Raw genomic sequence first — 23,026 nt, 5'->3', positions numbered from 1 at the left:
CCCAAGAGCCGGGTGCGAAACTGCCCGTCGGCCGCACCGCCGACGCGTCGTACGTCATCAACGAGCCGACCGCCGATCACCCGGCCTACGCGGGCGGAGGCCGGATCGACGAGTCCCGGATCGCGATGACGCCACTCGCCGGGCGGTTCGGCCACCCTGACCACGACGGCGTCCGACAAGCGGATCGACGCGGCGTGAACCAGGACGGCACGCCGACCGTCGGCGGGCCGGACGGGCCTGCTCGCCCCTTCCTGCTGGTCGGCGCACAGGGCCATACTCATCCCGCCGGTGATGAACGCCACGAGGGACCTGGCCACGTGAGCGGGCTCACGTCAGGACCGGCGTCGGTGGCTCCAGGTCCGCGCACCGGCCACATGGCCTTCCGCGACCTCCGATCCTGGCCGACCCGTCGAGGCACCCGCCCCGGCACCGACCCCGAACCACGCGAATCCCCAGGCAGACAGCTGACTCGCGACCGCTCCGTAGCCGTCACCCAAGCCCACCGAGACGCCCTCTGAACCGACACCTGAGAGGTAGGAAAGGACGGACCCTGACCGTCCCAGCCCTCACAACACGAACTCGAGTTCCAGGGCTAGATCCACGCAGGCCTCACACCACACCCGAACCAGAAACCCGCACAGACCACAGCCCGGGCCCGCGCCTGGACCGTCAGCCGAGAGAACACCCGTTCAGCCCTGACGACCAGCCACCCGAAGCATTACCCTGAACCCGCCCCCGACGAGAAGGCCAGGACGAGAAGCACTACCACCACGAGCGCCAAAGGCCGAGCCCCAGACAAAGGCGACGCACCAACGAAACCGACGGCCAAGGCCGAAGGCCGCACACGAAGGCCAAAGGCCGAGCCCCAGGCACCCGCTAGTAGACACACCCGCAACCACAGAAACGGCCGAGGAGCAGGCACCGTGGGGGGTCTCGGGGGGCTCGGCCCCCCGGTAGATACAAGGAAAACCGGAAAGCTGGCCCAAGGGCCAGCGAACATGGTGGGCGAGGAGGGAGTTGAACCCTCACGTCCTTGCGGACACACGGACCTGAACCGTGCGCGTCTGCCATTCCGCCACTCGCCCGAGTGACTTTCACCCCTGCTTGCTGGGTGCGGCGAAAGCGTAGCACACGTTCTGCGGGGCACTTTGCACTAGAGGCTGTGGACCGCTGCGCGCACGGATACGATCGGGTCAAGTAGTCGTATCGGGTGGAGGTATGCCGTGGGCCTCGTGCAGCGCTTCGAGCGCCGTCTCGAAGGCATGGTGGGGAACACCTTCGCGCGGGTGTTCGGTGGAAACGTGGTGCCGCAGGAGCTGGCTCAGAACCTTCAGCGGGAGGCCGACGGCCATGTTCAGGAGCTCGCGGGTGGCCGCCTGCTCGCACCGAATCACTACGTGGTCACGCTCGGACCCAGTGACCACGAGCGACTCACCGGTGACGAGCAGCGGGTCAAGCAGCTACTCGCCGACTGCGTCCAGGAGCACCTCGCCGAACAAGGGTGGGATACCTATGGTGACGTCGTAGTCTCCCTGGAGCGCTCTGAAACGCTGCACACGGGACAGTTCCGAACCAGTTCGTCTGTCGACCCGGATGCGGGCAGCCAGGCGGCACCACCTCGCAACGCAGGAGACCCACCCATGAGCCAGCCCCCCGGCCAGCAGTACCCCGAGAGCGACCCGTACGGCCAGCAGCAGTACGGCTACGACCAGCAGGGTTACGGCCAACAACAACAGCAGTACGGCTACGACCAGGGTTACGGGCAGCAGCCGCAGGGCTACGACCCGAACTACGGCCAGCAGCAGCAGGGCTACGGCGGCCAGCCGGGCTACGACCAGGGCTATGGCCAGCAGCCGCAGGGCTACGACCCGAACTACGGCCAGCAGCCACAGGGCTACGGCGGCCAGCCGGGCTACGACCAGGGCTATGGCCAGCAGCCGCAGGGTTATGACCAGGGCTACGGCCAGGGCGGTCAGCAGCCGGGCTATGACCAGGGCGCTCAGCCGCAGGGGTACGACCAGGGCTACGGTCAGCAGGGCTACGGTCAGCAGCAACAGGGTTACGGCCAGCAGCAGGGTTACGGCCAGCAGCAGGGCGGATATGCTCCCCCCGCCGTGCAGACCGGCCCTCGGCAGATCACCGCGACACTGCAGCTCGACGACGGTTCCAACCGCACCTATACGCTCGTGCAGGGAAGCAACGTCGTCGGCCGGGGGCAGGACGCACAGTTCCGACTGCCCGACACGGGAGTCTCCCGGCGGCACCTGGAGATCACCTGGGACGGGCAGAGTGCGACCCTTGCAGATCTCGGCTCGACGAACGGCACCACGGTCAACGGAAATTCAGTCCAGACTTGGCAGCTCGCGGAGGGCGACGTCGTCCGCATCGGCCACTCCTCCCTGGTCTTCCGCAGCCAGGGCTGAGGACACCGCAGGCACGACCGACCACGAGACTTCGGTGGGCGGCATGGAGTCCCGACCACGAGACTTCGCGGCATGGAGTAGGAGCATCCAGAACGGTGGAAGGCGCATATCCCCTCCGTAGCGGGGGTGGTCGGTCATGCCAGAGTTGGTGATCCAGCTCACCAGGGCGGGATTCCTCGCCCTGCTCTGGTTGTTCGTGTTGGCCGCGCTCCGGGTCGTCCGATCGGATCTGTACGCGGCCTCCGGGCTTCGAGTGCAGGTCCCCGGCGGACGACGTGAACCGCAGAAGGCGGGTCGTGGTCGATCTCCTCGGCAGCTCGTCGTGACCCACGGGGCTCTCGCGGGCACCCGGATCTCGTTGGACGGAAGGCCGATCACACTCGGCCGGGCCGACGACTCGACGCTGGTGTTGGACGACGACTATGCCTCGACTCGGCACGCGCGTCTGGTACTCCGAGGAACGGACTGGTACGTGGAGGATCTAGGCTCCACCAACGGCACCTACCTCGACCGGGCGAAGGTCACGGGTCCGACCCGAGTCTCGCTCAGAGCCCCGATCCGTATCGGCAAGACGGTGATCGAGCTGCACTCATGACCCTTGTCCTCCGCTATGCGGCCCGAAGTGACCGAGGCCTGGTTCGCTCCAACAACCAGGACTCCGTATACGCAGGCCCACGACTTCTCGCCCTGGCCGACGGCATGGGCGGGCACGCTGCGGGCGAGGTGGCCAGCAAGGTCGTCATCGCCGCACTGGCCCCGCTCGACGACGACGAGCCGGGCGACGATCTGCTTGGTCGACTCCGCGAGGCCGTGAGCAACGGCAACGGCATGCTCAACGAACTGGTCGCGGGTGATCCAGACCTCGACGGCATGGGCACCACGCTGACCGCCGTGCTCTTCGCGGGCAGCAGGCTGGGGCTCGTCCACGTCGGCGACTCGCGCGCCTATCTGTTGCGTGACGGCAGGTTCGCCCAGATCACTCATGACGACACGTTCGTCCAGTCCCTCATCGACGAGGGCCGGATCAGCGAGGAGGACGCCGCGAATCACCCGCAGCGTTCTCTGTTGCTCCGCGCACTGACCGGCAACGACGTCGAGCTGACGCTCACCGTCCGGGAGGCACGAGCGGGCGACCGTTATCTGCTGTGCTCGGACGGACTCTCCGGCCCGGTGAGCGAGGAGACGCTCGACGAGGCCATGCGCATCCAGGACCCGCAGACCTGCGCGGACCGGTTGATCGAGCTGGCGCTCAAGGGCGGCGGGCCGGACAACGTCACGTGCATCGTCGCCGACGTCGTCGACGTCGAGTTCGGCGAGAACGATCCCATCGTGGGCGGCGCCGCGGGCGACGGCTCCGAGCAGCAGCCGCCGCCGGACTCGGCAGCGGCCCGCGCCTCGGCGACGACCCTGCCGAGGCCGTCTCGGCCCGAGACCCCGCCGGAGCAGCCGACCCGACCGAAGCGGAAGCGGCTGCGCACCTTCCTGGTGCTGCTGGCCGTACTGATCGTCCTCGGCGTCGGCGGATACTTCGGCTACTCGGTCGTGATGGGCCAGCACTTCGTCAGCACCAACGACGACGACGAGGTCGCCGTCTTCCAAGGCGTGCGCGGCACCGTGCTCGGGATTCCCCTGCATCGGCAGGTCGAAGACTCGTGCGGAGACGCGGGCGAGGACTGCGAGCGGATTCAGATCACCGATCTCCGGCCCGCCTACCAGGGCACCGTCCGGAACGGCATCGTGAATCAGGGCAGCCTGGCCGATGCCAGGGAGACGATCGAGCAGCTGCGCACCGAACAGCTCCTGCCGCCGTGCACCGAGGAGACCTCGCCGCAGCACGACGCGGAGCCTGCGGGCCGGTCGACCGAGCCCGACACTCCCTCCGGGACACCGACCGGACCGAGCTCGCTGATCGGCCAGGACGACGGCGATCGGGTCGGCTCGGCACAGGACGACGCCAAGCAGGACGCTGCGGTAGGCACCGCACGGCCCGTGCAGGAGCCCGGAGTCGACTGTCGGACGGTGGGCTGATGGCCAACCCGGTCGACGCCGCGTCGAATCCGGGGCAGGCAGCGCCACGGCCTCCTGCCATGCCCACTCGTCGAAACACCGAACTGCTGCTGCTGGCCTTCGCCGCGTTGCTCGTCACCATCGCCAACGTGCTGGTGGAGGCGAACCAGGAGCAGGAGCTGACCAGTCAGCTGCTCTACAACGGGGTGGCCTTCCTCGCCCTCTTCGGCATCGCGCACCTGGCGGTGCGCAAGTGGGCGCCGTATGCCGATCCGCTGATCCTCCCGTTCGCGGCACTGCTCAACGGGATCGGGTTGATCATGATTCATCGGATCGACCTCGCCAGGATCGCGGCCGCCCCGGAACGCAACGCGCTGGTCAACCGTCAGATCGGGTGGATGGTCGTCAGCATCGTGCTGTTCGTGCTGGTCCTGGCGTTCGTCAGGGACCACCGGATGATGGCGCGCTTCGGCTATACCTGTGGTTTCGTCGGGCTCTTCGCCCTGGCCCTGCCGGGGTTCCTGCCTTACAGCATCTCTGGTGCGGGCGGCGCGAAGATCTGGATCAGGATCGGCGGTGCGGGCATCCAGCCCGGGGAGTTCGCCAAGATCCTTCTGTTGATCTTCTTCGCCTCCTTCCTCGTGTCCAAACGAGACCTGTTCACCGTGGCGGGCCGTCGTTTCCTCGGGATGGAATTCCCTCGGATGCGCGACATGGCCCCGATGCTGCTGGCCTGGGCCGCCTCCGTCGGCGTCCTGGTCTTCGAGCGTGACCTCGGCACCTCGCTGCTGTTCTTCGGCCTGGTGCTGGTGATGATCTACATTGCCACGGAGCGCGCGTCCTGGGTCGTCATCGGGCTGAGCCTCTTCGCGGCGGGTTGTGTCATCGCCTATCCGCTCTTCAACCACCTTCGGGTCCGGGTGTTGAACTTCCTCGACCCGTTGGGCAGGCTGGATGCCTCCGATGGGGACAGCTACCAACTCGTCCAATCGTTGTTCGGCCTCGGAACCGGCGGCATCTTCGGCACCGGACTGGGCGGCGGCAGGCCCACGTTGATCCCTGCGGCAGAGACCGACTTCATCATCTCGGCTATCGGTGAGGAGATCGGGTTCGTCGGCGTCGCCGCCGTCCTGCTCCTCTACTTGTTGCTGGTGATGCGAGGTCTGCGCACCGCGTTGGCCGTTCGGGACAGCTTCGGCAAACTGATGGCCAGCGGGCTGGCCTTCATCATCGGCCTTCAGGTGTTCATCGTGGTCGGCGGGGCCACCCGACTGATCCCGTCCACCGGCATCACCGCCCCGTTCCTGTCCTACGGCGGCTCCTCGCTGCTGGCGAACTACATCCTGATCGCGCTGCTCCTGCTCATCTCGGACGCGGCCCGCAGGCCTCCGCCGCCATCTAAGCCCAAACCCAAGCAGGCGCCGATCGCGGAGGCGCACACGGAAATGGTGGCTCGACCGACATGAACACTCCGATCCGTCGAGTCGCACTCACCGTGATGTTGATGATCGTCGCCTTGCTGGCGAACCTGACCTACATCCAGGTGATCTGGTCCGACGAGCTGCGGGCTCATCCGCGCAACAGCCGGACGCTCACCGAGGAGCTCGCACGCCAGCGCGGCGACATCATCGTCGGTAACGAGGCGGTTGCCACCGTCGTGGAGACGGGCGACAACGTCTACCCCTACCAGCGGACCTACCCCGACGGCCCGGTCTACGCGCCGATCACCGGCTACTACTCGCCTGCAGGCCGCACCGGACTGGAGCGCGCCGAGGACCCGGTGCTCAATGGCTCCGACGACCGGCTGTTCGTCCGCAGGCTCTCCGACCTGATCACCGGTCGGGATGCCAGGGGCGGCATGGTCGAGCTCACCATCAATCGGCGGATGCAGGAGACCGCCTATCAGATGATGACCGACCAGGGGCTCACCGGCTCGGTCGTCGCGATCGAGCCGGACACCGGCCGTATCCTGACTATGGTCTCGACACCCACTTTCGACCCCAACGACCTGGCCACACTGGATTCCGAGGCAAGGTCCGAGGCGATCACGAGGCTGGAGGAGGACGAGGGCCGCCCGCTGCACAACCGGGCGATCTCGGAGACCCAGCCGCCCGGGTCGACCTTCAAGCTGCTGGTCACGGCGGCGGCGCTGGAGAACGGCTACACGGCCGACAGCGCGGTCAACCCGGCATCCTCGATCCAGCTGCCGGGCACCAACACCATGCTGCCCAACTTCAACAACAACGACTGCGGCAACGGCCGGAACGCCACCCTGCTCCAGGCGGTCGAAGAGTCCTGCAACGTGCCCTTCGGCGAGCTCGCCGACGAACTCGGCCCGGAGGTCCTTCAGGAGAAGGCCGAGGCGCTAGGCTTCAGTGATCCGGATCTCGAGATCCCGATGACGGTGGCCTCGTCCGAACTGGGACCGATGTCCGACAGGCCTGCGACGTTCCAGACCGGCATCGGGCAGCGCGACGTCCGGGTCACTCCGTTGCAGAACGCGATGATGGTCGCGACGATCGCGAACGAGGGCACCCGGATGCAGCCGCACGTGGTCTCGACGATTCGATCCCCCGAACTCGACGAGCTGGATCAGACCCGGCCGGACGAGGTCGAGGACGCAATGTCGCCGCAGGTGGCGCAGAGCCTCACCGAGATGATGATCGCCGCAGAGGCCCACGCAGGCAGTGAAGGCCAGATCCCCGGCGTGACGATCGCGTCGAAGACCGGTACCGCCCAGTGGGGCGTCGATCCGAATGCGACCAACCCGCACGCCTGGTACGTCGCCTTCGCCCCCGCCGAGGATCCGCAGGTCGCGGTGGCGGTGCTCGTCGAGGCGGGCGGCAACGTCGGCCAGGGTGCCACCGGCGGCCGAGTGGCCGCTCCGATTGGCCGGGCAGTGATCGGCGCCGGGCTCGGAGGTGGCTGAGCTGTGCTCACGTCCGGGCAGCTCCTCGCGGACCGCTACCGACTCGGCAGGCGGATCGCGGTCGGCGGCATGGGCGAGGTCTGGGAGGCGGCGGACACCCGACTTGACCGCAAGGTCGCGGTCAAGGTGCTCAAGCCGGAGCTCTGCGGCAATGCCGAGTTCCTGCATCGATTCCGCACCGAGGCCCGCACCACGGCCTCGCTGAACCATCCGAACATCGCGGCGATCCACGACTACGGCGAGACCGCCGCCGTGCCCGACGGGCCCGAGGACACCGCGTACCTGGTGATGGAGTTGGTCGAGGGCGACCCGCTCGCCGCGATCCTCGCGAACCAGGGCAGGCTCAACGCCGATCGGGCGTTGGACATGCTCGAGCAGGCCGGTCAGGCACTACAGGCCGCCCACGAACGGGGCTACGTCCACCGGGACGTCAAACCCGGCAACATCATGGTGACGCCGAACGGAAAGGTGAAGCTCACCGACTTCGGCATCGCCAAGGCAGCCGACGCCGCACCGGTCACCCGTTCCGGGATGGTGATGGGCACCGCCCACTACATCGCACCGGAACAGGCCTTGGGCGGCGAGGCGGAGCCCGCGAGCGACGTCTACTCGCTGGCGGTCGTCGGTTACGAGTGTCTGATGGGGCATCGGCCGTTCGTCTCGGACAACGCGGTCACCGTCGCCATGATGCACATCAGGGAGAACGTGCCGCCGCTCCCACCGGACGTGCCGATCGGCGCCCGGACTCTCATCGAGAACACCCTGGTCAAGGACCCGCGTCGGCGGTATCGGACCGGGGGTGAGTTCGCCGCCGCGGTGTCGGCGGTCCGGGCGGGACATCCGCTGCCGCCGCCGTCCGGACTGGCGATGGCGCTTCAGACCGGTCCAGTGACGGGGAACATCCCTCGGGTGCACACCGGCAACATGATGATGCCCGCGCAGCCCGTCCCGAACGTACCGCCGGCCTCGGGGCACGGCGGAGTCCCGATGGGTCCCCCGCCGGTCGGGTATCACCACCCCGGCCCGATGCCGCAACGACGGCGGGGCGGCGCGGTGCTCTGGGTGGTCATCGCCGTCCTCACCGTCGCGATCGTCGCGCTGACCGTCTGGGGAGTGAACTCGATGCTGGAGGACGGTCGCGCTCAGTCGACGTCGGGCGCCGAGGGCGGGGCGGGCGGCACCGGCCCCGCCGTGTCCGGCGAGGACGTCTTACCGTCGCTGCCCTCACCGGGAGACCGTCAGCCGACGGAGGAACCGGCGGTCGAGGACTTCGATCTCGTCGAGATCGCACCGAGTGACTTCGAGGGCAGACCGGCCGAACGGGCTGAGGTGATGCTCGCCGAACTCAAGATGAGGACGACCCTGTCGTCGGTCGACGGGGAGGCCGTGGAATCCCCTCGTACCTGCATGGTGACGTCCGTTGAACCGAGTGGTCCGCTGCCGCCTGGCACCGAGATCACCGTGCGGTGTAGCCCTGGAGGTGCTTGATCCGATGTACCACCAAGGGGCCAGGCTAGACAGACTCGGCATCGAGCCGGGCGACCCGGCATGATGAGACGACCGTTATCGAGGATCGGGACGACGCAGTAATGAGCACGCAGCGACTGCTCTCCAACCGCTATGAACTGGGTGACACACTCGGTTATGGCGGCATGTCCGAGGTCCATATGGGCAGGGACGTCCGACTCAGCCGCGATGTGGCCGTCAAGGTGCTGCGCGCCGACCTCGCCAGAGACCCCACCTTCCAGCTTCGCTTCCGTCGGGAGGCCCAGAACGCGGCGGCGCTGAATCACCCGGCGATCGTCGCGGTCTATGACACGGGCGAGACGGAGACCGAGCACGGTCCGCTCCCCTACATCGTCATGGAGTACGTCGACGGCCGGACGCTGCGGGACATGGTGAAGGGCGACGGCCCGCTCACCGGCCGCCGCGCGATGGAGATCATGGCCGATGCGAGCGCCGCGCTGGACTTCAGCCATCGGCACGGCATCATCCACCGCGACGTCAAGCCCGCGAATATCATGATCACCAAGTCCGGCGCCGTGAAGGTGATGGACTTCGGCATCGCTCGTGCCCTGCACGACGGCCAGGCCGCCGTCACCCAGACCGCGGCGGTGATCGGCACCGCGCAGTATCTGTCGCCGGAGCAGGCTCGCGGCGAGGCCGTCGACGCCCGCAGTGACGTCTACGCGGCGGGCTGCGTGCTGTTCGAGCTGCTGACCGGGGAGCCGCCGTTCACCGGTGACTCGCCGGTGGCCGTCGCCTACCAGCACGTTCGCGAGGACCCCCGGCGGCCGTCCGAGGTGAACGACCAGATCACGCCCGCCCTGGACGCGATCATCCTCAAGGCGATGAGCAAGAACCCGGCCAACCGGTACCAGTCGGCGGCGGAGATGCGTGCCGACCTGATTCGAGTGCTGTCGGGTCAGCGGCCGAACGCGCCGATGGTGATGACCGACGAGGAACGCACCACGATGCTCGGCGGGGCCGAGGACTCGCCCCAGCCGGGCAGGCGTCGTCGGCCGCCCCCGCCGGTCGAGGAGGACTACGACCTCGCCGACGACGAGGAGGAGGAACGCCGCGCTCGCAGGCGCAAGGGACTGGTCGCCGCCCTCATCACCGTCCTGTGCGTCGGGATCATCGCCCTGGCCGCGTATCTGACGAGCAGCGGGTTCTTCAATTCGGGTGAGGACGAGGCGCCGCCGACTCAGCAGGTGGAGGTGCCTGCCGATCTGGTCGGGATGACCGAGGAGGACGCTCGGAGCGCCTTGGCCGCTGCCGGTCTGCGCATCAACATCGGCGAAGGCCAGGAGTCGACCGCAGAAGATGCGGGCACCGTCCTGGCCACCGATCCGACGCCCGGTAGCTCGGTCGACGAGGGCTCGTCCGTCACGATCACCCTCGGGCTCGGACCCGGCACCTCGACGGTGCCGGATCTGTCGCGCATGTCCGCCGAGGATGCGGGCAGGGCGCTTCGTGAGGTGGGCCTGCAGCTCAATCCGAGTTACGGGCGCGAGGAGGTCGACGACGAGAGTCTGGTCGACCTCGTCGTGGGGCAGGACCCGCCTGCGGACCAGGAGGTCGAAGCGGACACCAGCGTCCAGATCACCCTCGGGGTGGCTGCTCAGCAGGTCTCGGTGATCAATGTCGTCGGCCAGCAGTACGACGTGGCAGCCGGAAACCTGCAGGGCGCCGAGCTGGACGTGCGGCGGGAAGACGTCGACGGCGTGGCGGAGGAGGGCGAGGTCCTCTCGCAGAACGTCCCGGCGGGCTCCACCGTCGATCCGGGGACGACCATCACCCTTCAGGTGTCGCGCGGCAACCAGATCACGATGCCCGACCTGAGCCTGCTCGAGCCCGAGGAGGCGGAGCTGCGGCTGCGGGACCTGGGCTGGGAGGGCACGTTCACGGAGCAGACGACGGGCGTGGACGACATCGAGCAGATCGGCCGCGTCGTGGATCAGTCGGTGAACACCGGCGAACCGCTCGGCAGGAGTGCCTCGGTGACGGTCGGCGTCGGGCGATTGACCGGTGGCGGGCCCTCGTTCGACCCGCCGTGATCGATCGGATGTGATCCCACCGCAGGGGACGTTTCGGGGATGCCCGGGACGTCCCCTGCGTCGTCCCTGCTGGGCGACGCACGAGGCGGACGGCCGCAGACCGAGCCGCCGCCCCGGCTACGGTGGCCGACCGGGCGAGACACGGATCGGACCTCGGTCCCAGTACGCTCCAGTGTCATGGTGTCCACGGCGGAGGAACAGGCGCGGCGGACCATCGATCGGTATCTTCAGCTGCTCGCCGCCGGTGATGTGGCGGGCGTGCTGGAGCTGTTCACCGATGACGGGGTGGTCCGCTCACCGATGAACGGAGCGATCCCGGCACGCGAGTTCTATCCGGAACTCGCCGCCACCACCGCGCGATCGATGATCACGCCGATCGACGTCTACCTCTCCGTCACCGACCCGCGGTGCGCGGCCGTTCGATTCCGCTATGACTGGCGCCTCCCGGATGACACCGCCACCACCTTCGACTGCATCGACGTGATCACGCTCGACGACACCGGCCGTATCGCCGAGCTGCGCATCGTCTACGACACCCATCCGCTGCGGATGGCCTGGCAGGCCAGCCTCCCCGCACCGTGACGAGTCGCGCATCCTCCTGTTGCGACCGGGCGGACTCCGCACCACGCTGACACGACCGGACCGGCAGGCGGCTCCGGCGTTGGCGGAGGAGGTGTGCGCGATGGCAGCAGAGATCATCCCGCCTAGCGGCGAGACACTGCCGGACGTGCTCTGCCGAGATGCACAGGGCAGGCCGTGTCGGGTCGCGGTGCGTGTCGTCGAGGATCGGATCGAACTGAGCTCCTCGGAGACCGACGTCCTGATACTGGATCAAGAGTCCGTCCAGACACTGGCGACCGCACTGCGGGGCGCGGTCGCTCGGATTCAGGCCCGGATCAGGGCACGGTCCATCCCGGTGCCCCGGCCGAGGCAGCATGCTTCGCGCCCTAGGTGAGGTCGCGACTGACCCACAGGCAGGCCGTGGTGCGTCAGGCGTGCGCCGCCGCCGCGATCGTGCGGGCGCCGCGCTCCAGCTCGTCGACCAGTGCCGCCGGAACCGTCCGGCCGCAGACGGCCAGCCAGTTCGCCAGCATCCGATGCCCGCCGTCGGTGAGCACCGACTCGGGGTGGAACTGGACGCCCTCGATCGGCAGCTCTCGATGCCGGATCGCCATCACCACCCCCGACTCGGTGCGCCCCGTCACCTCGAAGGCATCCGGAACGGTGTCCGGACGGACGGTCAGCGAGTGGTATCGGGTGGCGGTGAACGGCTGCGGCAGCCCGGCGAGCACCCCGACCCCGGTGTGGTGAACCTGGCTGGTCTTGCCGTGCAGGAGTTCGGGGGCGCGATCGACGACCCCGCCCCAGGCTGCGGCGATCGCCTGGTGACCCAGGCAGACGCCGAGCACCGGCAGCGAGCGCGCGGCGCAGCGTCGGATGACGTCGATGCTCTGCCCTGCTCGTTCCGGAGTGCTCGGACCGGGACTGATGAGCACGCCGCTCACCTGGTCGAGATCGGCAGGCTCGACGACGTCGTTGCGTCTGACCAGCACCTCGACGTCCAACTGGGCGAGGTACTGGACCAGGTTGAAGACGAAGCTGTCGTAGTTGTCGACGACCAGGATGCGCACTCCGTCAGGATAGTCGAGCGTCAAGCCCGCTCCGCCGTGCTGCGCCCGCGCGACCGGCCCGGTCGCCGACCTCGCCCCCGCGTCAGCCCACCGTGTTCGAGTCGGTGGGCAGGTCCACGTTGTTCCACGGCAGCATCGGCGCCACCAGGGGGAACACGATGAACAACAACACCGCGACCACGATGGCGAACAGCACCAAGGCCTCGATGATCTTGACCACGAGCGGTCCCGGCAGGTGTCGCCAGATCCAGCCGTACACGTCGTCCCCGCTTACTCTCGTCGCTGATCACTGGCTGAGTTCAGGCGGAAGCTGAGCTCCCTCCCCGTCCTTCGGGTACTGAGCGGTCAACAGACCGTGGATGATCATCCGCTCCCGCGCCGAGAATCTCGGGTGACAGGTGGTCAGCGTGATCAACGCGCGCTGATCGGCCTCGGCCACCTCGGCGCCTCGGTTACTCGGCACCGGCAGGATGACCTCGCCCTGGCTCGGGGTGACGATCTGCCTGCCGGGAGTGTTCCCGTAGGCGCCGCCGCCGTCCACCGTCGGGTCCACCAGCGACGGGACGTCGGTGCACTCCGGCCTGCTGGCCCGCGTGTTCTCCCAGTCCGCGATCTCGCTCTCCATGGGCAGCACGCGGTAGACGAACCACTCGGAGGCGCCCTCGATGACGATGGCGTCGCAGCTCTCCAGCAGGTCGAGGTTGTTGAACGGCGAGTCCCAGCCGACCCGGTGTCCGGCCACGGCGAAGTTGCCGCGCTCACCGGGCATCGCCGTGTCGATGTAGTGACCGGGACCGACCTCGAGGTGGGCGTCGCTGGTGCCCTCGACGATGCTGTACTGGTAGTCAGGGCCGAACTTGGGCACGAAGATGCGAGCGAACGCCTCGCCCTCCATCGGATCGAGGCCCGCGCCGCGCTCGTTGTCGCCCGCCTGCCACTGCTCCTCCATCCGCGAGTCGGCCTGTGCCTGCCGCGCCGAGGTGAACCAGCCGGTCACGAAGAGCTCGTAGAAGACGAAGAGCAGCACTACGAAGCCTGCGGTCAGCATCAGCTCGCCGCCGGAGCGCGCGATGATCCGACCTGCGCTGTCCTTCTTCCGTGCCGGGGCCTGCTTCTTCTTCGGCCGCCGCCGGGGAGCGGCCTGTGCCGCGGCCTCGTGCTCCTCGTCGAGATCATCGTCGGGGTACTCGTCGTCGTGATCGCCGTGGCGATCGTCGTCGTAGTCGTCCTCGTGATAGGTCTCGGCGTCCTGGTCCTCCACCGGGGCGATCAACTCGGTGACCGCCTCGGCAGGTTGCTGCCTGCCCTGGCCTGCCTGCATCGGAGCGCCTGCCTGCATCGGCGGCCCTGCCTGGCGGGCCACCTGCGGGATCTGCCGGGTCGGCATGCCTGTGTCCTGCTCAAGCGGCGGACGAGACCGCTCGCCGTCGTCGAGATCGAGATCGCCGTCGAGCCGCGAGCCCAGCCTCGACTCCAGACCGTCCTGGCCGCCGGGCTGCGGCGGCGGGAATACCGGATCGGACCGCATCGAGGGGTTCGGCGGCGAGAGCTGTCCCGACTGCCCCGGCATTCCGGGGCCGGGCGGCGGCTGTCCCGGTCCGGCCTGACTCGGTCCGGCCTGGCCCGACGGCATCCCGCGCGGCTCATCCGAGCCTGGCACGGGGAGCACGCCGCCCATCAGCGCCGCAGACCCCGGCCACGGGTCCGAGTGAGTCCGCTCCTCCCGAGGCTCCACGCCCCGACGCGGCCTGGCGGGCGGTTCCGACGCGAGCGGAGCGGCCTGCGGCGGCCGGGTGCGCCTGCCCGTCGGCGACTCGACAGGACGACGGGCGGGCTGCTGCTGGGCTCCGCCGGGCGGTGGCGCGGCCGGGCGTGGTCCAGGTCCGCGCCGGGGGCCTGCCTGCGACTCAGGAGTCTCCAGTCGCCCCGTCTGCGGCCAGGCGTGATCGGGGGACGCGGCCGACAGCGCCGTCGCAGACGTCTCCGGCGCGACGGGGTGGTCCGGCTGCTCCCGGCGAGCCCTGCGCGGCGCCGGCTGCTCGTCCGGCTCGGGGCGACGCCGACGACCGCCGCCCCCGGCGGGACGGCCTGCCTCGGGACGGAATCCACCCTCGGGGGGCAGGCCTCCCTCGGCAGCGCGTCGCGGTGGGCGCTGGGGAGCACGGCGAGGCTCAGCCTCGGAGACCCGGCGAGGCTCAGCCTCGGGGACACGGCGAGGCTCAGCCTCGGAGACCCGGCGAGGCTCCTCGTTGTACCCCCGAGGAGCATCGCCCGGCGGACGAGTCGGCTGGGGAGGACCCGGCGCCTCCCAGGTGCCCGACGAATGCCTGCCTGCACCACCGCCGGGGCGGCCATCGTCCGGTGCCTCGCGGGCGGCGTGCCTGCGACCAGGCGCGGCGGCGCGATGGGGACGCGGCGCAGCCCGGTGCGGCTCGTCCTGCGTGGTCTGCGGAGCGCGCGTGCGGGGGGCGTAGTCGTCCCGCTCCGGCGGGAACTCACTCACCACGAAACCTCCTGGACTCCGACTTCTGCGGCTCTGCACCAGCAGCGTAAACACACGTCTGTTGTCATCGTGTCCGTTTGTCGAGAGACACCGGTCGCACTGCGCAGGCCGTCGTGGGCCTCGCGGGCGGATCAACCGGCCTGCGATGCGGACGGCTCCATCGTCGCCGTCACAGGCACCACATGCTCGACGGGTACACCTGTCCTTCGCTGAAGGCCTCGACTACGTTAACGTGATTGCGGGATCGAGGCGTCCACCTTGCGATTTATCACCAGGCGTAGACTGGACGGCCACATTCCGTGATGACGACGAGCAACACCGGTCGACGCCAGCGAGGACACGATGCCGAAGTCCAAGGTCCGTAAGAAGGACGTCTACACCGTTCCGCAGGATAAGCGCACGCCGGTGAAGGTGAAGGCGGTGGGTCCTTCGCATCCGGTCTACGTGTCCGTGATGCTCGGGATCATGCTGATCGGCCTCCTGTGGCTGATCGTCAACTACATCGCCGGGGACCGCATCCCGCTGATGGCCGAGCTCGGAGCGTGGAACTTCGCCATCGGCTTCGCACTCATGATCACCGGCCTGCTGATGACCATGCGGTGGCGTTGAGCGAAGGTCTCCCCAAGAGCACTGAGAGTGATCGCGGCCCGGATGCGACGTGCATCCGGGCCGCGCTCTTTCTGATGAAGATCACTACGCCCACGACTGGGCCGTGCACACGGGGTCGTCGAACCACAGCCGTGTAAGTCATCCCCAGTGGGGACAACTCCTGTGGATAACTTTGAGCATTTCGGCACAAGCGCCGGTAGAAGGTCCTACTTGTCCACAACACAAGAGTGGGCTCACCCATTCGGGTGAGCCCACCGGCTTGAGATCGTCGAGGATCGTCGGCGTCAGCCGCCGATTCGCCCACAACCCGGCCGCCCGTCGGCGCCCGTCACGCACATCCACTCACCGAGCTGGGCGTCGCGGAGGAAGAACAGGGCGACGATCAAAACCAGCAGGGCCGCCACCGTGCCGATCTGGACGAGGTTGCGGCGGTCCCGAGGCGCGAAGACCATCCCGGCGACGGCCAGGGCGCCGATCACGAGCCCGCCGACGTGTCCGAGCAGCGAGATGCCGGGGATGGTGATGCTGATGACCAGGTTGATGCCGATGACCATCAGCGCCTGCCTGGGGTTGACCTTCAGGCGGATCGCCGCGACTGCGATGCCGCCCATCAGGCCGAACACCGCGCCGGAGGCGCCTGCGACCTGAGTGCCCAGATCACCGAGCAGGTACACCGCCACCCCGCCGCCCAGCAGGGACACGAGGTAGACGGCGATGAAGCGTGCCCTGCCGAGCAGGACCTCCAGGTCCCGACCGAGCACCCACAGCGCGAACATGTTCAACGCGAGGTGCAGCAGACCGAAGTGCAGGAAGCCCGAGGTGGCCAGCCGCCACCACTCCCCTGCGGCGACCTGGGGCGGCCACAGCGCCCAGGCGTCGAAGAGTGCCGATGCCGAGTTGCGCATCGGATTGCCCGCCTGGGCAGCGGTGATGAGATAGACCAGCACGTTCAACGCGATGAGGACCGGAACGACGATCGGCCTGGTGCCCACCGCCGCACCAGCCAGCGTCTGGGGCCTGCGCACCGCACGAGTCCCCTCCGTGACGCAGTCGACGCACTGATAACCGACGGAGGCGTCGCGAAGACACTCCGGACAGGCCGGGCGTCCGCACCGAGTGCAGCTCAGCCCCGTCGGACGCTCCGGGTGCCGCGCACAGCCCGGCAGCGAGGGGCTTCCCCCGCCGCCGGTGCCAGGTTGCTGCCCAGGGGGTGTCGTCATCACGCCACCCGCACGGTCCGGGCCGTCATGTCGGGATCAGCCTTCCCCGCGCTCGATGGTGATGCTCTCGATGACGACGTCGGTCGAGGGACGGTCGCCGGGGCCGGTCGAGGTGTGTCCGATGGTGTCGACGACCGTGCGCGACGCCTGGTCGGCCACCTCACCGAAGATGGTGTGCTTGAAGTTCAGGTGAGTGGTCGGTCCCACGGTCACGAAGAACTGCGAGCCGTTGGTGTTGGGCCCGGCATTGGCCATCGCCAGCAGGTAGGGCTTGTTGAACTGAAGCTCCGGGTGGAACTCGTCGGCGAACTTGTAGCCGGGGCCGCCGCGACCGGTGCCGGTCGGGTCGCCACCCTGAATCATGAAGCCGTCGATGACCCGGTGGAAGATCGAGCCGTTGTAGAACGGCCCGGAGCGCTCCCCCTGCGCGTTCGGCTCGCTGTAGTCCTTGGTCCCCTCGGCAAGCCCGACGAAGTTCGCCACGGTCTTCGGTGCGTGATCGGGCAGCAGGTTGATCCTGATGTCACCCAGCGAGGTCCGCAGGGTGGCGATCAGCTTGCTTCCGACCAGTGTCTCTTTACTGTCAGCCACTCAACCATCGTGCCATCTTCAGCGAGACCTCTGGCGGAGGGGCAGTATGGGGATCGCGGAATGACGTCCGTCAACCAAGGTTCCGGAGGCAACGTGGACGAGGTGAGAGCAATGGCCGCGGCGGGAGAATCCGTGGGCCGGGCGATGGGCAGCGGGGTCAAGACCGTCCGCGAAGGCGCACAACGGGCAGGCAAGGCGAGCGCTCAGGCGACGATCAAGGCGGCGCGACAGGCCGCCAGGTCGGCCGAGTCGCAACTCGCCGAACGCGGACTGACACCGCAACAGCTCCTGGAACTCATCGAGAGCAATGCTCAGGAAGGCAAGAAGACGGTGGCGGTGAACAAGCGCAAGCTGCGCAAGCAGCAGGCCCGCACCGGCCGAGACCTGCGTAAGGCGGGCCGCTCGGCCCGGCGAGAGCTGGAGAAGAAGTTCAAGAGCACCCACAAGCGCAGGCGCTGGCCGTGGGTCCTCGGCCTGATCGCGCTCGGCGCGGTGGCGGTCGCAGCGACCAGGCGATCCGACAGCTCGGCCGTCCAGGCCGAGGATGTCTTCGACTCGCCCGATGCCATGCACGGCGACGGCCGCGACCCGACGGGCACCGGATCGGACGGCGGCCCGAGCACCAACGGCACGGGGACGCTGCATCGAGGCAACGGCGCCGCACGCGATCTAGACCGAGGCGCCGACAACCGAAACTGACCAGCCGACGACAGGCCGACGGCGGGAGCGGAGTCATCCGCTCCCGCCGCCGTCGTCGTCGTCCGTCCCCGTTGCGACGCGGCCCGACCCGCACCGTGCGTCGGCGGGTTCGGATTCAGTCTGTGTCCTGTACGTCACCGATCCGTGCTGCGAGTCCGTCTAGCACCAGTTCAAGACCTGCGGCGAAGTCTTCGCGTGCGGTCTCCTCAGAGGATGCGTCCGAAGCGGCGAGCACCCCGGAGGCGAACATCGACGCGGTGTGCGGAAATCGCTCCGGGTCGACGAGGTCCCGCACCGCGACTGCGTACTGCTGCTCGCTCTCGGCCTGCGTCTGGCCAGGTGGACGCCCCTCGGCGAGATCCTGTGTCAACAGGACGGAGTGACGCGCGAAGCCGTTCAGCAGGGTGAGCGCCGCGAGTCTCTCGCCCCAGCAGAGTCGGCTGGACTCGAGCTGGGCGAGGCCTCGTTCGAGCCAGGCGATCTGATTCGGACCGGATGGCGTGCTGTAGACCGGGACGCGGGGAACCCACGGTCGCCCTCGATACAACTCCCACAGGTCGACGGCCCACGATCGCAGTCCTTCGCGCCAGGCTGCCCCGCCCGCCGATGCGACACCGGGCTTGCTCGCGGCGTCCATCATGAGCTGCAGCAGCTCCTGTTTCGAGCCCACGTAGCGGTACAGGGACATGGCGGTGACGCCCAGTTCCTCCGCCACCCTCGGCAGGGTCGCCGCGTCGAGACCCCCGGCGTCGGCAAGCCGTACAGCGGTGGCAACCACCGTCTCCACGTCCAGCGTCGACTTGCGCCCCAGCCGAGCCGGGGGTGACGGCAACCGCCACAGCCTGCGAAGAGAGTCGGGTACGGCGTCGTAGTCCATGGTTTCGCTCCTGGTGGCATCGGCCGCCGCAGCGTATCCGACCATAAAGTTTATATCAGATAGTTTATTTGATAAGTTCACGGCGTGGATAGCCGAGAACTCGACATGACACGACCGGCAGCCCCGCGCGTCCACGACATCGACGCACTCCGCGGGTTCGCACTGCTCGGGATCTTCGCCGTCAACATCACGTTCATGGCCTCGGCATACCCGGCCAACCTGGTCGACGATCCGGCCTTCGCCGCACCGCTCGACGACACCGCCCGCTTCGTGGTCGCAGCGCTGTTCTCGATGAAGTTCTATCTGCTCTTCTCCTTCCTCTTCGGGTACAGCTTCGTGTTCCAGATGGAAGCCGCGCAGCGCGCAGGCCAGGGCTTCGGGGGGCGGATGCTCCGCAGGATCGGGGGCCTGTTCCTGATCGGGGCTGCGAGCCTGATCCTGCTCGGCGGCGACATCCTGACGACCTATGCGCTGGCAGCACTGGTGCTGCTGGCGATGCATCGCGTTCGCGACGTGGTCGCGCTGCGCACCGCCTGCGGGATCTACGCGGTGGTGGTGACGTCGCTCGTCACGAGCGCGCTGTTCCTCGACCGCTCGGCGTTCGTCCCTGCCCACGACGAGGCGCTTGTCAACGCGGCGGCACAGACACAGGGCATGCTCGGCCCGTTCGCCGACATCGTGCGGGGCAACATCGACGGCCTCGGATTCCATGCCGTCCAGGCCATCTCGCTACAGGGGCCGACGGCACTCGCGATGTTCCTTCTCGGCATGGTGGTCGCGCGCCGAGGAGTCCTGGCGACGCTGACCGGGAATGAGCCGGTCCTACGACTAATCCAGTTGATCGGTTTCCCGATCGGCCTGGCTGGCGGCGTGACGTATGCGGCCCTCGGCGCCCATGCCGACACTCTCGCCACCGCCGTCAGCGTGGCCACCGCCCCGTTCCTGGCCGCCGCGTACCTGGCCACCCTGGTGCGTGCCATGCACAGTCCCCGGATCGCCTGGCTCCGGAGCCTGCTGGCACCGGCAGGCCGCGTGGCGCTGACGAATTACCTGATGCAGGCACTGATCGGGGTGGCGTTGTTCAACGGCATCGGGCTCGGACTCGCGGGACAGATGTCCCCGCCCCTGCTGCTGGCCATGACAGTCGCCGTCTTCATGGTCCAGGTCGCCGCGAGCATCTGGTGGCTCCGCAGCCATCGATACGGTCCGGCCGAGTACCTGCTCCGCTGGATCACCGACTGGCGCCGACCCGTGCGGCGGTGACGTCCCACTAGCGACGCTGTGCGGGGTCATGGTTCCCGGCGAGGCGCGGAGCGGCCCGTCGCCGGGAACCATGCGGATCGACGAGGCGGCTCGTCAGAGCGCGAGGTCGGCGATGACCGTCTCGACGACCGTCTGAGCCGGGAAGCTCTGCTGCTGATTGGTCCACACGACGACCGCGGTCTCGTCCTTGTAGACGGCGAAGACGGAGCCGTCGTCGCCGCTGATCCTGCCGCCGGTCCAGCCGCCGTCGACCTCGGCGAGCTGCGACGAGTCGACGGGCGCCTGCTCGTCCACCAGCGCCTTGGCGGTCTGCGGCTCCCCGACGAACACGCGGACGGTCAGCTGATCGCCGCCGTCGGGTCGAGCGAAGAAGCAGGAGGGATGCGGTTCGTCATCACCGATCCGTACCTCGCCGAGGCGCTGCCCGTTGACCTGCTCCACTAATGCCGCGTCCAGGTAGGGACACGGCCCGTCGGCCACCGGCTCGACCGGAGGCGGCGGCGCTCCGTCGTCGTGCACGATGGTCGTCGACGTCACCGTGCCCGGCGTGTCCGGCTGGGACTGCGCGTCCTGGGACGCACAGCCTGCGAGGGCGACGGCGGCGCCCGCCAGAACCACCGCGACAAGAACCGAGTTCTTCATAGCAGGCGATAATCGACCACCCTGCATTCCGACCGACAGCGGGGTCCCGCCACGCCGTGCCGCCGGATCGGATGCCGCGCGGGGCCGGGCGACGAATGCAGCCGAGCCTGCGCCACGCGAGGTCACGTCGTGCATCACCGAGGGCGTCGGGCGACCACCGAGAAGTTCAGCGGAATTCGAGGAACGCCCGTCGGGAGTCGCCACCCCTCCGGGCAGGACACCAGGCCCTCGAAGGCAGGCCAGTCCATGAACGGATGCTCCCCGAGCGCCTCGATCACCAGTCCGGCCTCGAGCAGCGCACCGGTCACCTCGGCCAGGTCGTGGCGCCACTCGTGGTTGACAGTGTGCGTGATGGTGTCCGTGGGGCCGTCGGTGTAGGTGGCGGCCTCGTCGTAGGTGTTCGTGCCGCCGCCGCTGAGATAGTCCCCGGTCACCTGCCACGGCTCGAATCCCATGGCTCCCAGGATCGGGTGATCGTCACGGACCATGAACACCCCGCCCGGTTCGAGCAGGTCGTGGATCGATCGGGCCCAGGATCGCAGTTCCGGCAGCCAGACGATGGTGCCCGCGCTCGTGACGATCACCTCGAAACGACGGTCGATGAGCTCCGATGCCCTGCGCGCATCGCCTTCGACCAGCGTGAGCCGGGCACCGTCGGCATCGGAGAGACGCCGAGCATGTGCCAGCGAGTTCGGGGACAGGTCCAGGCCGTGGACGTCCACCGCGCCCAGCCGAGCCCAGCAGATGGTGTCGGAGCCGATGTGGCACTGCAGGTGCAGCAACGACTTCCCGGCGACCGTCCCGCCCGGCACATGCGGCGCCAGGACGGCGAGGTCGTTGCGCACCACCTCGGAGATGAACGACGAGTCCGCGAGCAGACCCGCCACGTCGTACATCTGTGACCGCGCGTGGACGTCGGCACGTTGATCCCAGTTCGCTCGATTCGCCGCGATTGCCTCGTCGTACTCGTCCATGTCTGCCGCGATCCCTCACTCTCGTGCACATCGACTCGCTGGGCAGCCGGTCCGCACCCTGCTCGGTCCTGGGTGCGGAATTCGCCGGGCGCGCTCCTTGGAACGATCATCCGACGATCCATCGTGTGCGGCCGGACCATCGGATCGCCGTCCGCCGGGAGGCCGGTGCCGGGACGTCGATTCCGGCGGTGGACGACCCGCACGGCAGGTTAACCAGTATCGACCGGCCGATCGACCTGTTTTTCGCGCGTCGACTCGGTGCGGCCCACGCGAGGGGTGCTGACCGAGTCCGGTCGGGCCCGGTCGTCTCACCCGCCGACCGGGCCGGCACCGGCCGAAGTCAGCCCACGGCAGGCCGGCAGGGACCGGTCCACGTTGATCTACGCGGAACCGGGCTTCATCGCCGAGCAGCCAGGGGATGCGGACGGTGCCCGCCTGCTGCACCTCGACGGGGTCGCCGCTGTGCGCGCCGCTGACGACACCCGAGGCGTGGCTCTCGCCTTGGAGGGACTCGCAGGAGTGGGCACGCTGCTGGGCGGGCGCCGCCGCCTCGGCACGGGAGTCGATCGGTGCGCCACTGTCGAAAGCCGAACGACAGGACGACGACCGAATCGCCGACCGGGCGCGGTCGGCGGCAGGCGAGGAAGACTTCGACGCCGAGTTCGCGGCCGGCTCGCGGCGCAGCCCCGCCGAGTCCCTGCGCCAGATCGGATTCTCGACGTCCGTCCCACCGCGACGGCCACCACGCCCGAGACCTCCGACGGAGATGACGCGGGATGAGTCGCGCTAGGACCGTCGTGCGGCGATTCGGCGGACGACGAACACCGGCCTCGCCGGTATGCCTGCGGTGACAATGCAGAAAGGCGACCCAGAAGGGTCGCCCGAGTACACGCTGGCGAAGCTGAGGTGGAACACGTGAACCGCAGCCACGAAGCGCGGTGCGGCGCCCCGATCCGCAATAGACACTGCGGGCACCGGGGCCAGGGCCGAAGCGACTGCCGACAGCAGTCCCCGGCTCGTGGAGACGAGGGGAATCGAACCCCTAACCCCCGCCTTGCAAAGGCGGTGCTCTGCCAATTGAGCTACGTCCCCGCTTGG

General features: G+C 68.6%; 20 protein-coding genes and 2 tRNA genes. 12 read left to right on the top strand and 10 right to left on the bottom strand.

All coding sequences use genetic code 11. The annotated features are described in order from the left end of the window. Positions 1 to 999: 999 nt before the first annotated feature. Positions 1,000 to 1,085: transfer RNA gene (locus UA75_RS00160), tRNA-Leu, on the bottom strand. A 138-nt stretch (positions 1,086 to 1,223) separates the two neighbouring features. Between UA75_RS00160 and UA75_RS00155 the strand changes: the two genes are divergently transcribed. From UA75_RS00155 to UA75_RS00115, 9 genes are all read left to right on the top strand, one after another. Next, a complete protein-coding gene (locus tag UA75_RS00155) occupies positions 1,224 to 2,423 on the top strand; it encodes a DUF3662 and FHA domain-containing protein (RefSeq protein WP_075737809.1) in 1,200 nt (399 codons plus the stop codon). 136 nt (positions 2,424 to 2,559) lie between these two features. Further along, positions 2,560 to 3,018: an FHA domain-containing protein gene (locus UA75_RS00150; protein ID WP_075737807.1), complete on the top strand. Its 459-nt coding sequence runs from the start codon at positions 2,560 to 2,562 to the stop codon at positions 3,016 to 3,018. Next, entirely contained in the window at positions 3,015 to 4,451 is a 1,437-nt protein-coding gene (locus UA75_RS00145) for a PP2C family protein-serine/threonine phosphatase (protein ID WP_075737805.1), read from the top strand. Before UA75_RS00150 ends, UA75_RS00145 begins: the two co-directional genes overlap by 4 nt. Then, on the top strand, positions 4,451 to 5,896 hold the full coding sequence (locus tag UA75_RS00140) for an FtsW/RodA/SpoVE family cell cycle protein (RefSeq protein ID WP_075737803.1): 1,446 nt from the start codon (positions 4,451 to 4,453) through the stop codon (positions 5,894 to 5,896). The genes UA75_RS00145 and UA75_RS00140 overlap by 1 nt, the downstream gene beginning before the upstream one ends. After that, positions 5,893 to 7,359, top strand: coding sequence for a peptidoglycan D,D-transpeptidase FtsI family protein (locus UA75_RS00135; protein ID WP_075737801.1), 1,467 nt, complete (start codon positions 5,893 to 5,895; stop codon positions 7,357 to 7,359). Before UA75_RS00140 ends, UA75_RS00135 begins: the two co-directional genes overlap by 4 nt. Positions 7,360 to 7,362: 3 nt before the next feature. Beyond that, positions 7,363 to 8,847 (top strand): protein kinase domain-containing protein, encoded by a 1,485-nt coding sequence (locus UA75_RS00130; RefSeq protein ID WP_075737799.1) that lies wholly within the window; start codon positions 7,363 to 7,365, stop codon positions 8,845 to 8,847. A gap of 101 nt (positions 8,848 to 8,948) precedes the next feature. Beyond that, positions 8,949 to 10,919 carry a Stk1 family PASTA domain-containing Ser/Thr kinase gene (gene pknB, locus UA75_RS00125; protein WP_075737797.1) on the top strand — a complete coding sequence of 657 codons (1,971 nt, stop codon included), beginning with the start codon at positions 8,949 to 8,951 and terminating at the stop codon, positions 10,917 to 10,919. Between the two features lie 177 nt (positions 10,920 to 11,096). After that, positions 11,097 to 11,501: a nuclear transport factor 2 family protein gene (locus UA75_RS00120; protein WP_075737795.1), complete on the top strand. Its 405-nt coding sequence runs from the start codon at positions 11,097 to 11,099 to the stop codon at positions 11,499 to 11,501. A 100-nt stretch (positions 11,502 to 11,601) separates the two neighbouring features. Next, positions 11,602 to 11,874 (top strand): hypothetical protein, encoded by a 273-nt coding sequence (locus tag UA75_RS00115; RefSeq protein ID WP_157433910.1) that lies wholly within the window; start codon positions 11,602 to 11,604, stop codon positions 11,872 to 11,874. Between the two features lie 34 nt (positions 11,875 to 11,908). On the opposite strand, the gene UA75_RS00110 is transcribed toward UA75_RS00115, so the two are convergent. The 3 genes from UA75_RS00110 to UA75_RS00105 form a co-directional block, all read right to left on the bottom strand. Next, positions 11,909 to 12,550: an aminodeoxychorismate/anthranilate synthase component II gene (locus UA75_RS00110; protein ID WP_075737791.1), complete on the bottom strand. Its 642-nt coding sequence runs from the start codon at positions 12,548 to 12,550 to the stop codon at positions 11,909 to 11,911. Between the two features lie 82 nt (positions 12,551 to 12,632). Then, the gene (locus UA75_RS33655) at positions 12,633 to 12,809 is read right to left on the bottom strand and encodes a hypothetical protein (protein WP_198042886.1); all 177 of its coding nucleotides are present in this window, start codon (positions 12,807 to 12,809) and stop codon (positions 12,633 to 12,635) included. A gap of 27 nt (positions 12,810 to 12,836) precedes the next feature. After that, positions 12,837 to 14,183, bottom strand: a complete 1,347-nt coding sequence (locus UA75_RS00105; protein WP_232251143.1) for a class E sortase — start codon at positions 14,181 to 14,183, stop codon at positions 12,837 to 12,839. A 1,212-nt stretch (positions 14,184 to 15,395) separates the two neighbouring features. Between UA75_RS00105 and crgA the strand changes: the two genes are divergently transcribed. Beyond that, positions 15,396 to 15,662 (top strand): cell division protein CrgA, encoded by a 267-nt coding sequence (gene crgA, locus UA75_RS00100; RefSeq protein ID WP_075737789.1) that lies wholly within the window; start codon positions 15,396 to 15,398, stop codon positions 15,660 to 15,662. Between the two features lie 284 nt (positions 15,663 to 15,946). Here crgA and UA75_RS00095 read toward each other — a convergent pair whose 3' ends face one another. Together UA75_RS00095 and UA75_RS00090 are read right to left on the bottom strand one after the other, a co-directional pair. Continuing rightward, positions 15,947 to 16,687, bottom strand: coding sequence for a rhomboid family intramembrane serine protease (locus tag UA75_RS00095; RefSeq protein WP_318533343.1), 741 nt, complete (start codon positions 16,685 to 16,687; stop codon positions 15,947 to 15,949). Between the two features lie 231 nt (positions 16,688 to 16,918). Beyond that, on the bottom strand, positions 16,919 to 17,473 hold the full coding sequence (locus UA75_RS00090; protein WP_075737785.1) for a peptidylprolyl isomerase: 555 nt from the start codon (positions 17,471 to 17,473) through the stop codon (positions 16,919 to 16,921). A gap of 102 nt (positions 17,474 to 17,575) precedes the next feature. Here UA75_RS00090 and UA75_RS00085 point away from each other — a divergent pair, with 102 nt between their 5' ends. Continuing rightward, entirely contained in the window at positions 17,576 to 18,172 is a 597-nt protein-coding gene (locus tag UA75_RS00085) for a hypothetical protein (protein WP_157433909.1), read from the top strand. Positions 18,173 to 18,287: 115 nt separating this feature from the next. Here the strand turns inward: UA75_RS00085 and UA75_RS00080 are convergent, their stop codons facing one another. After that, on the bottom strand, positions 18,288 to 19,049 hold the full coding sequence (locus UA75_RS00080) for a TetR/AcrR family transcriptional regulator (protein ID WP_075737781.1): 762 nt from the start codon (positions 19,047 to 19,049) through the stop codon (positions 18,288 to 18,290). Positions 19,050 to 19,154: 105 nt separating this feature from the next. Between UA75_RS00080 and UA75_RS00075 the strand changes: the two genes are divergently transcribed. Continuing rightward, complete coding sequence (locus UA75_RS00075) at positions 19,155 to 20,312, top strand: DUF418 domain-containing protein (protein WP_075737779.1); 1,158 nt, start codon at positions 19,155 to 19,157, stop codon at positions 20,310 to 20,312. Between the two features lie 93 nt (positions 20,313 to 20,405). Here the strand turns inward: UA75_RS00075 and UA75_RS00070 are convergent, their stop codons facing one another. The 3 genes from UA75_RS00070 to UA75_RS00055 all read right to left on the bottom strand — a co-directional run bounded on the left by UA75_RS00070 (position 20,406) and on the right by UA75_RS00055 (position 23,020). Further along, a complete protein-coding gene (locus tag UA75_RS00070) occupies positions 20,406 to 20,954 on the bottom strand; it encodes a DUF2020 domain-containing protein (protein WP_083682812.1) in 549 nt (182 codons plus the stop codon). A gap of 134 nt (positions 20,955 to 21,088) precedes the next feature. Beyond that, complete coding sequence (locus tag UA75_RS00065) at positions 21,089 to 21,928, bottom strand: class I SAM-dependent methyltransferase (protein ID WP_075737777.1); 840 nt, start codon at positions 21,926 to 21,928, stop codon at positions 21,089 to 21,091. A gap of 1,019 nt (positions 21,929 to 22,947) precedes the next feature. Then, a tRNA-Ala gene (locus UA75_RS00055) sits at positions 22,948 to 23,020 on the bottom strand. Between the last annotated feature and the right edge of the window lie 6 nt (positions 23,021 to 23,026).

It is taken from the genome of Actinoalloteichus sp. GBA129-24 (assembly GCF_001941645.1).
Classification (GTDB): domain Bacteria; phylum Actinomycetota; class Actinomycetes; order Mycobacteriales; family Pseudonocardiaceae; genus Actinoalloteichus_A; species Actinoalloteichus_A fjordicus.
The sequence above is the reverse complement of the archived record's forward strand: the minus strand, read 5'-3'. Positions and strand labels throughout refer to the sequence as shown.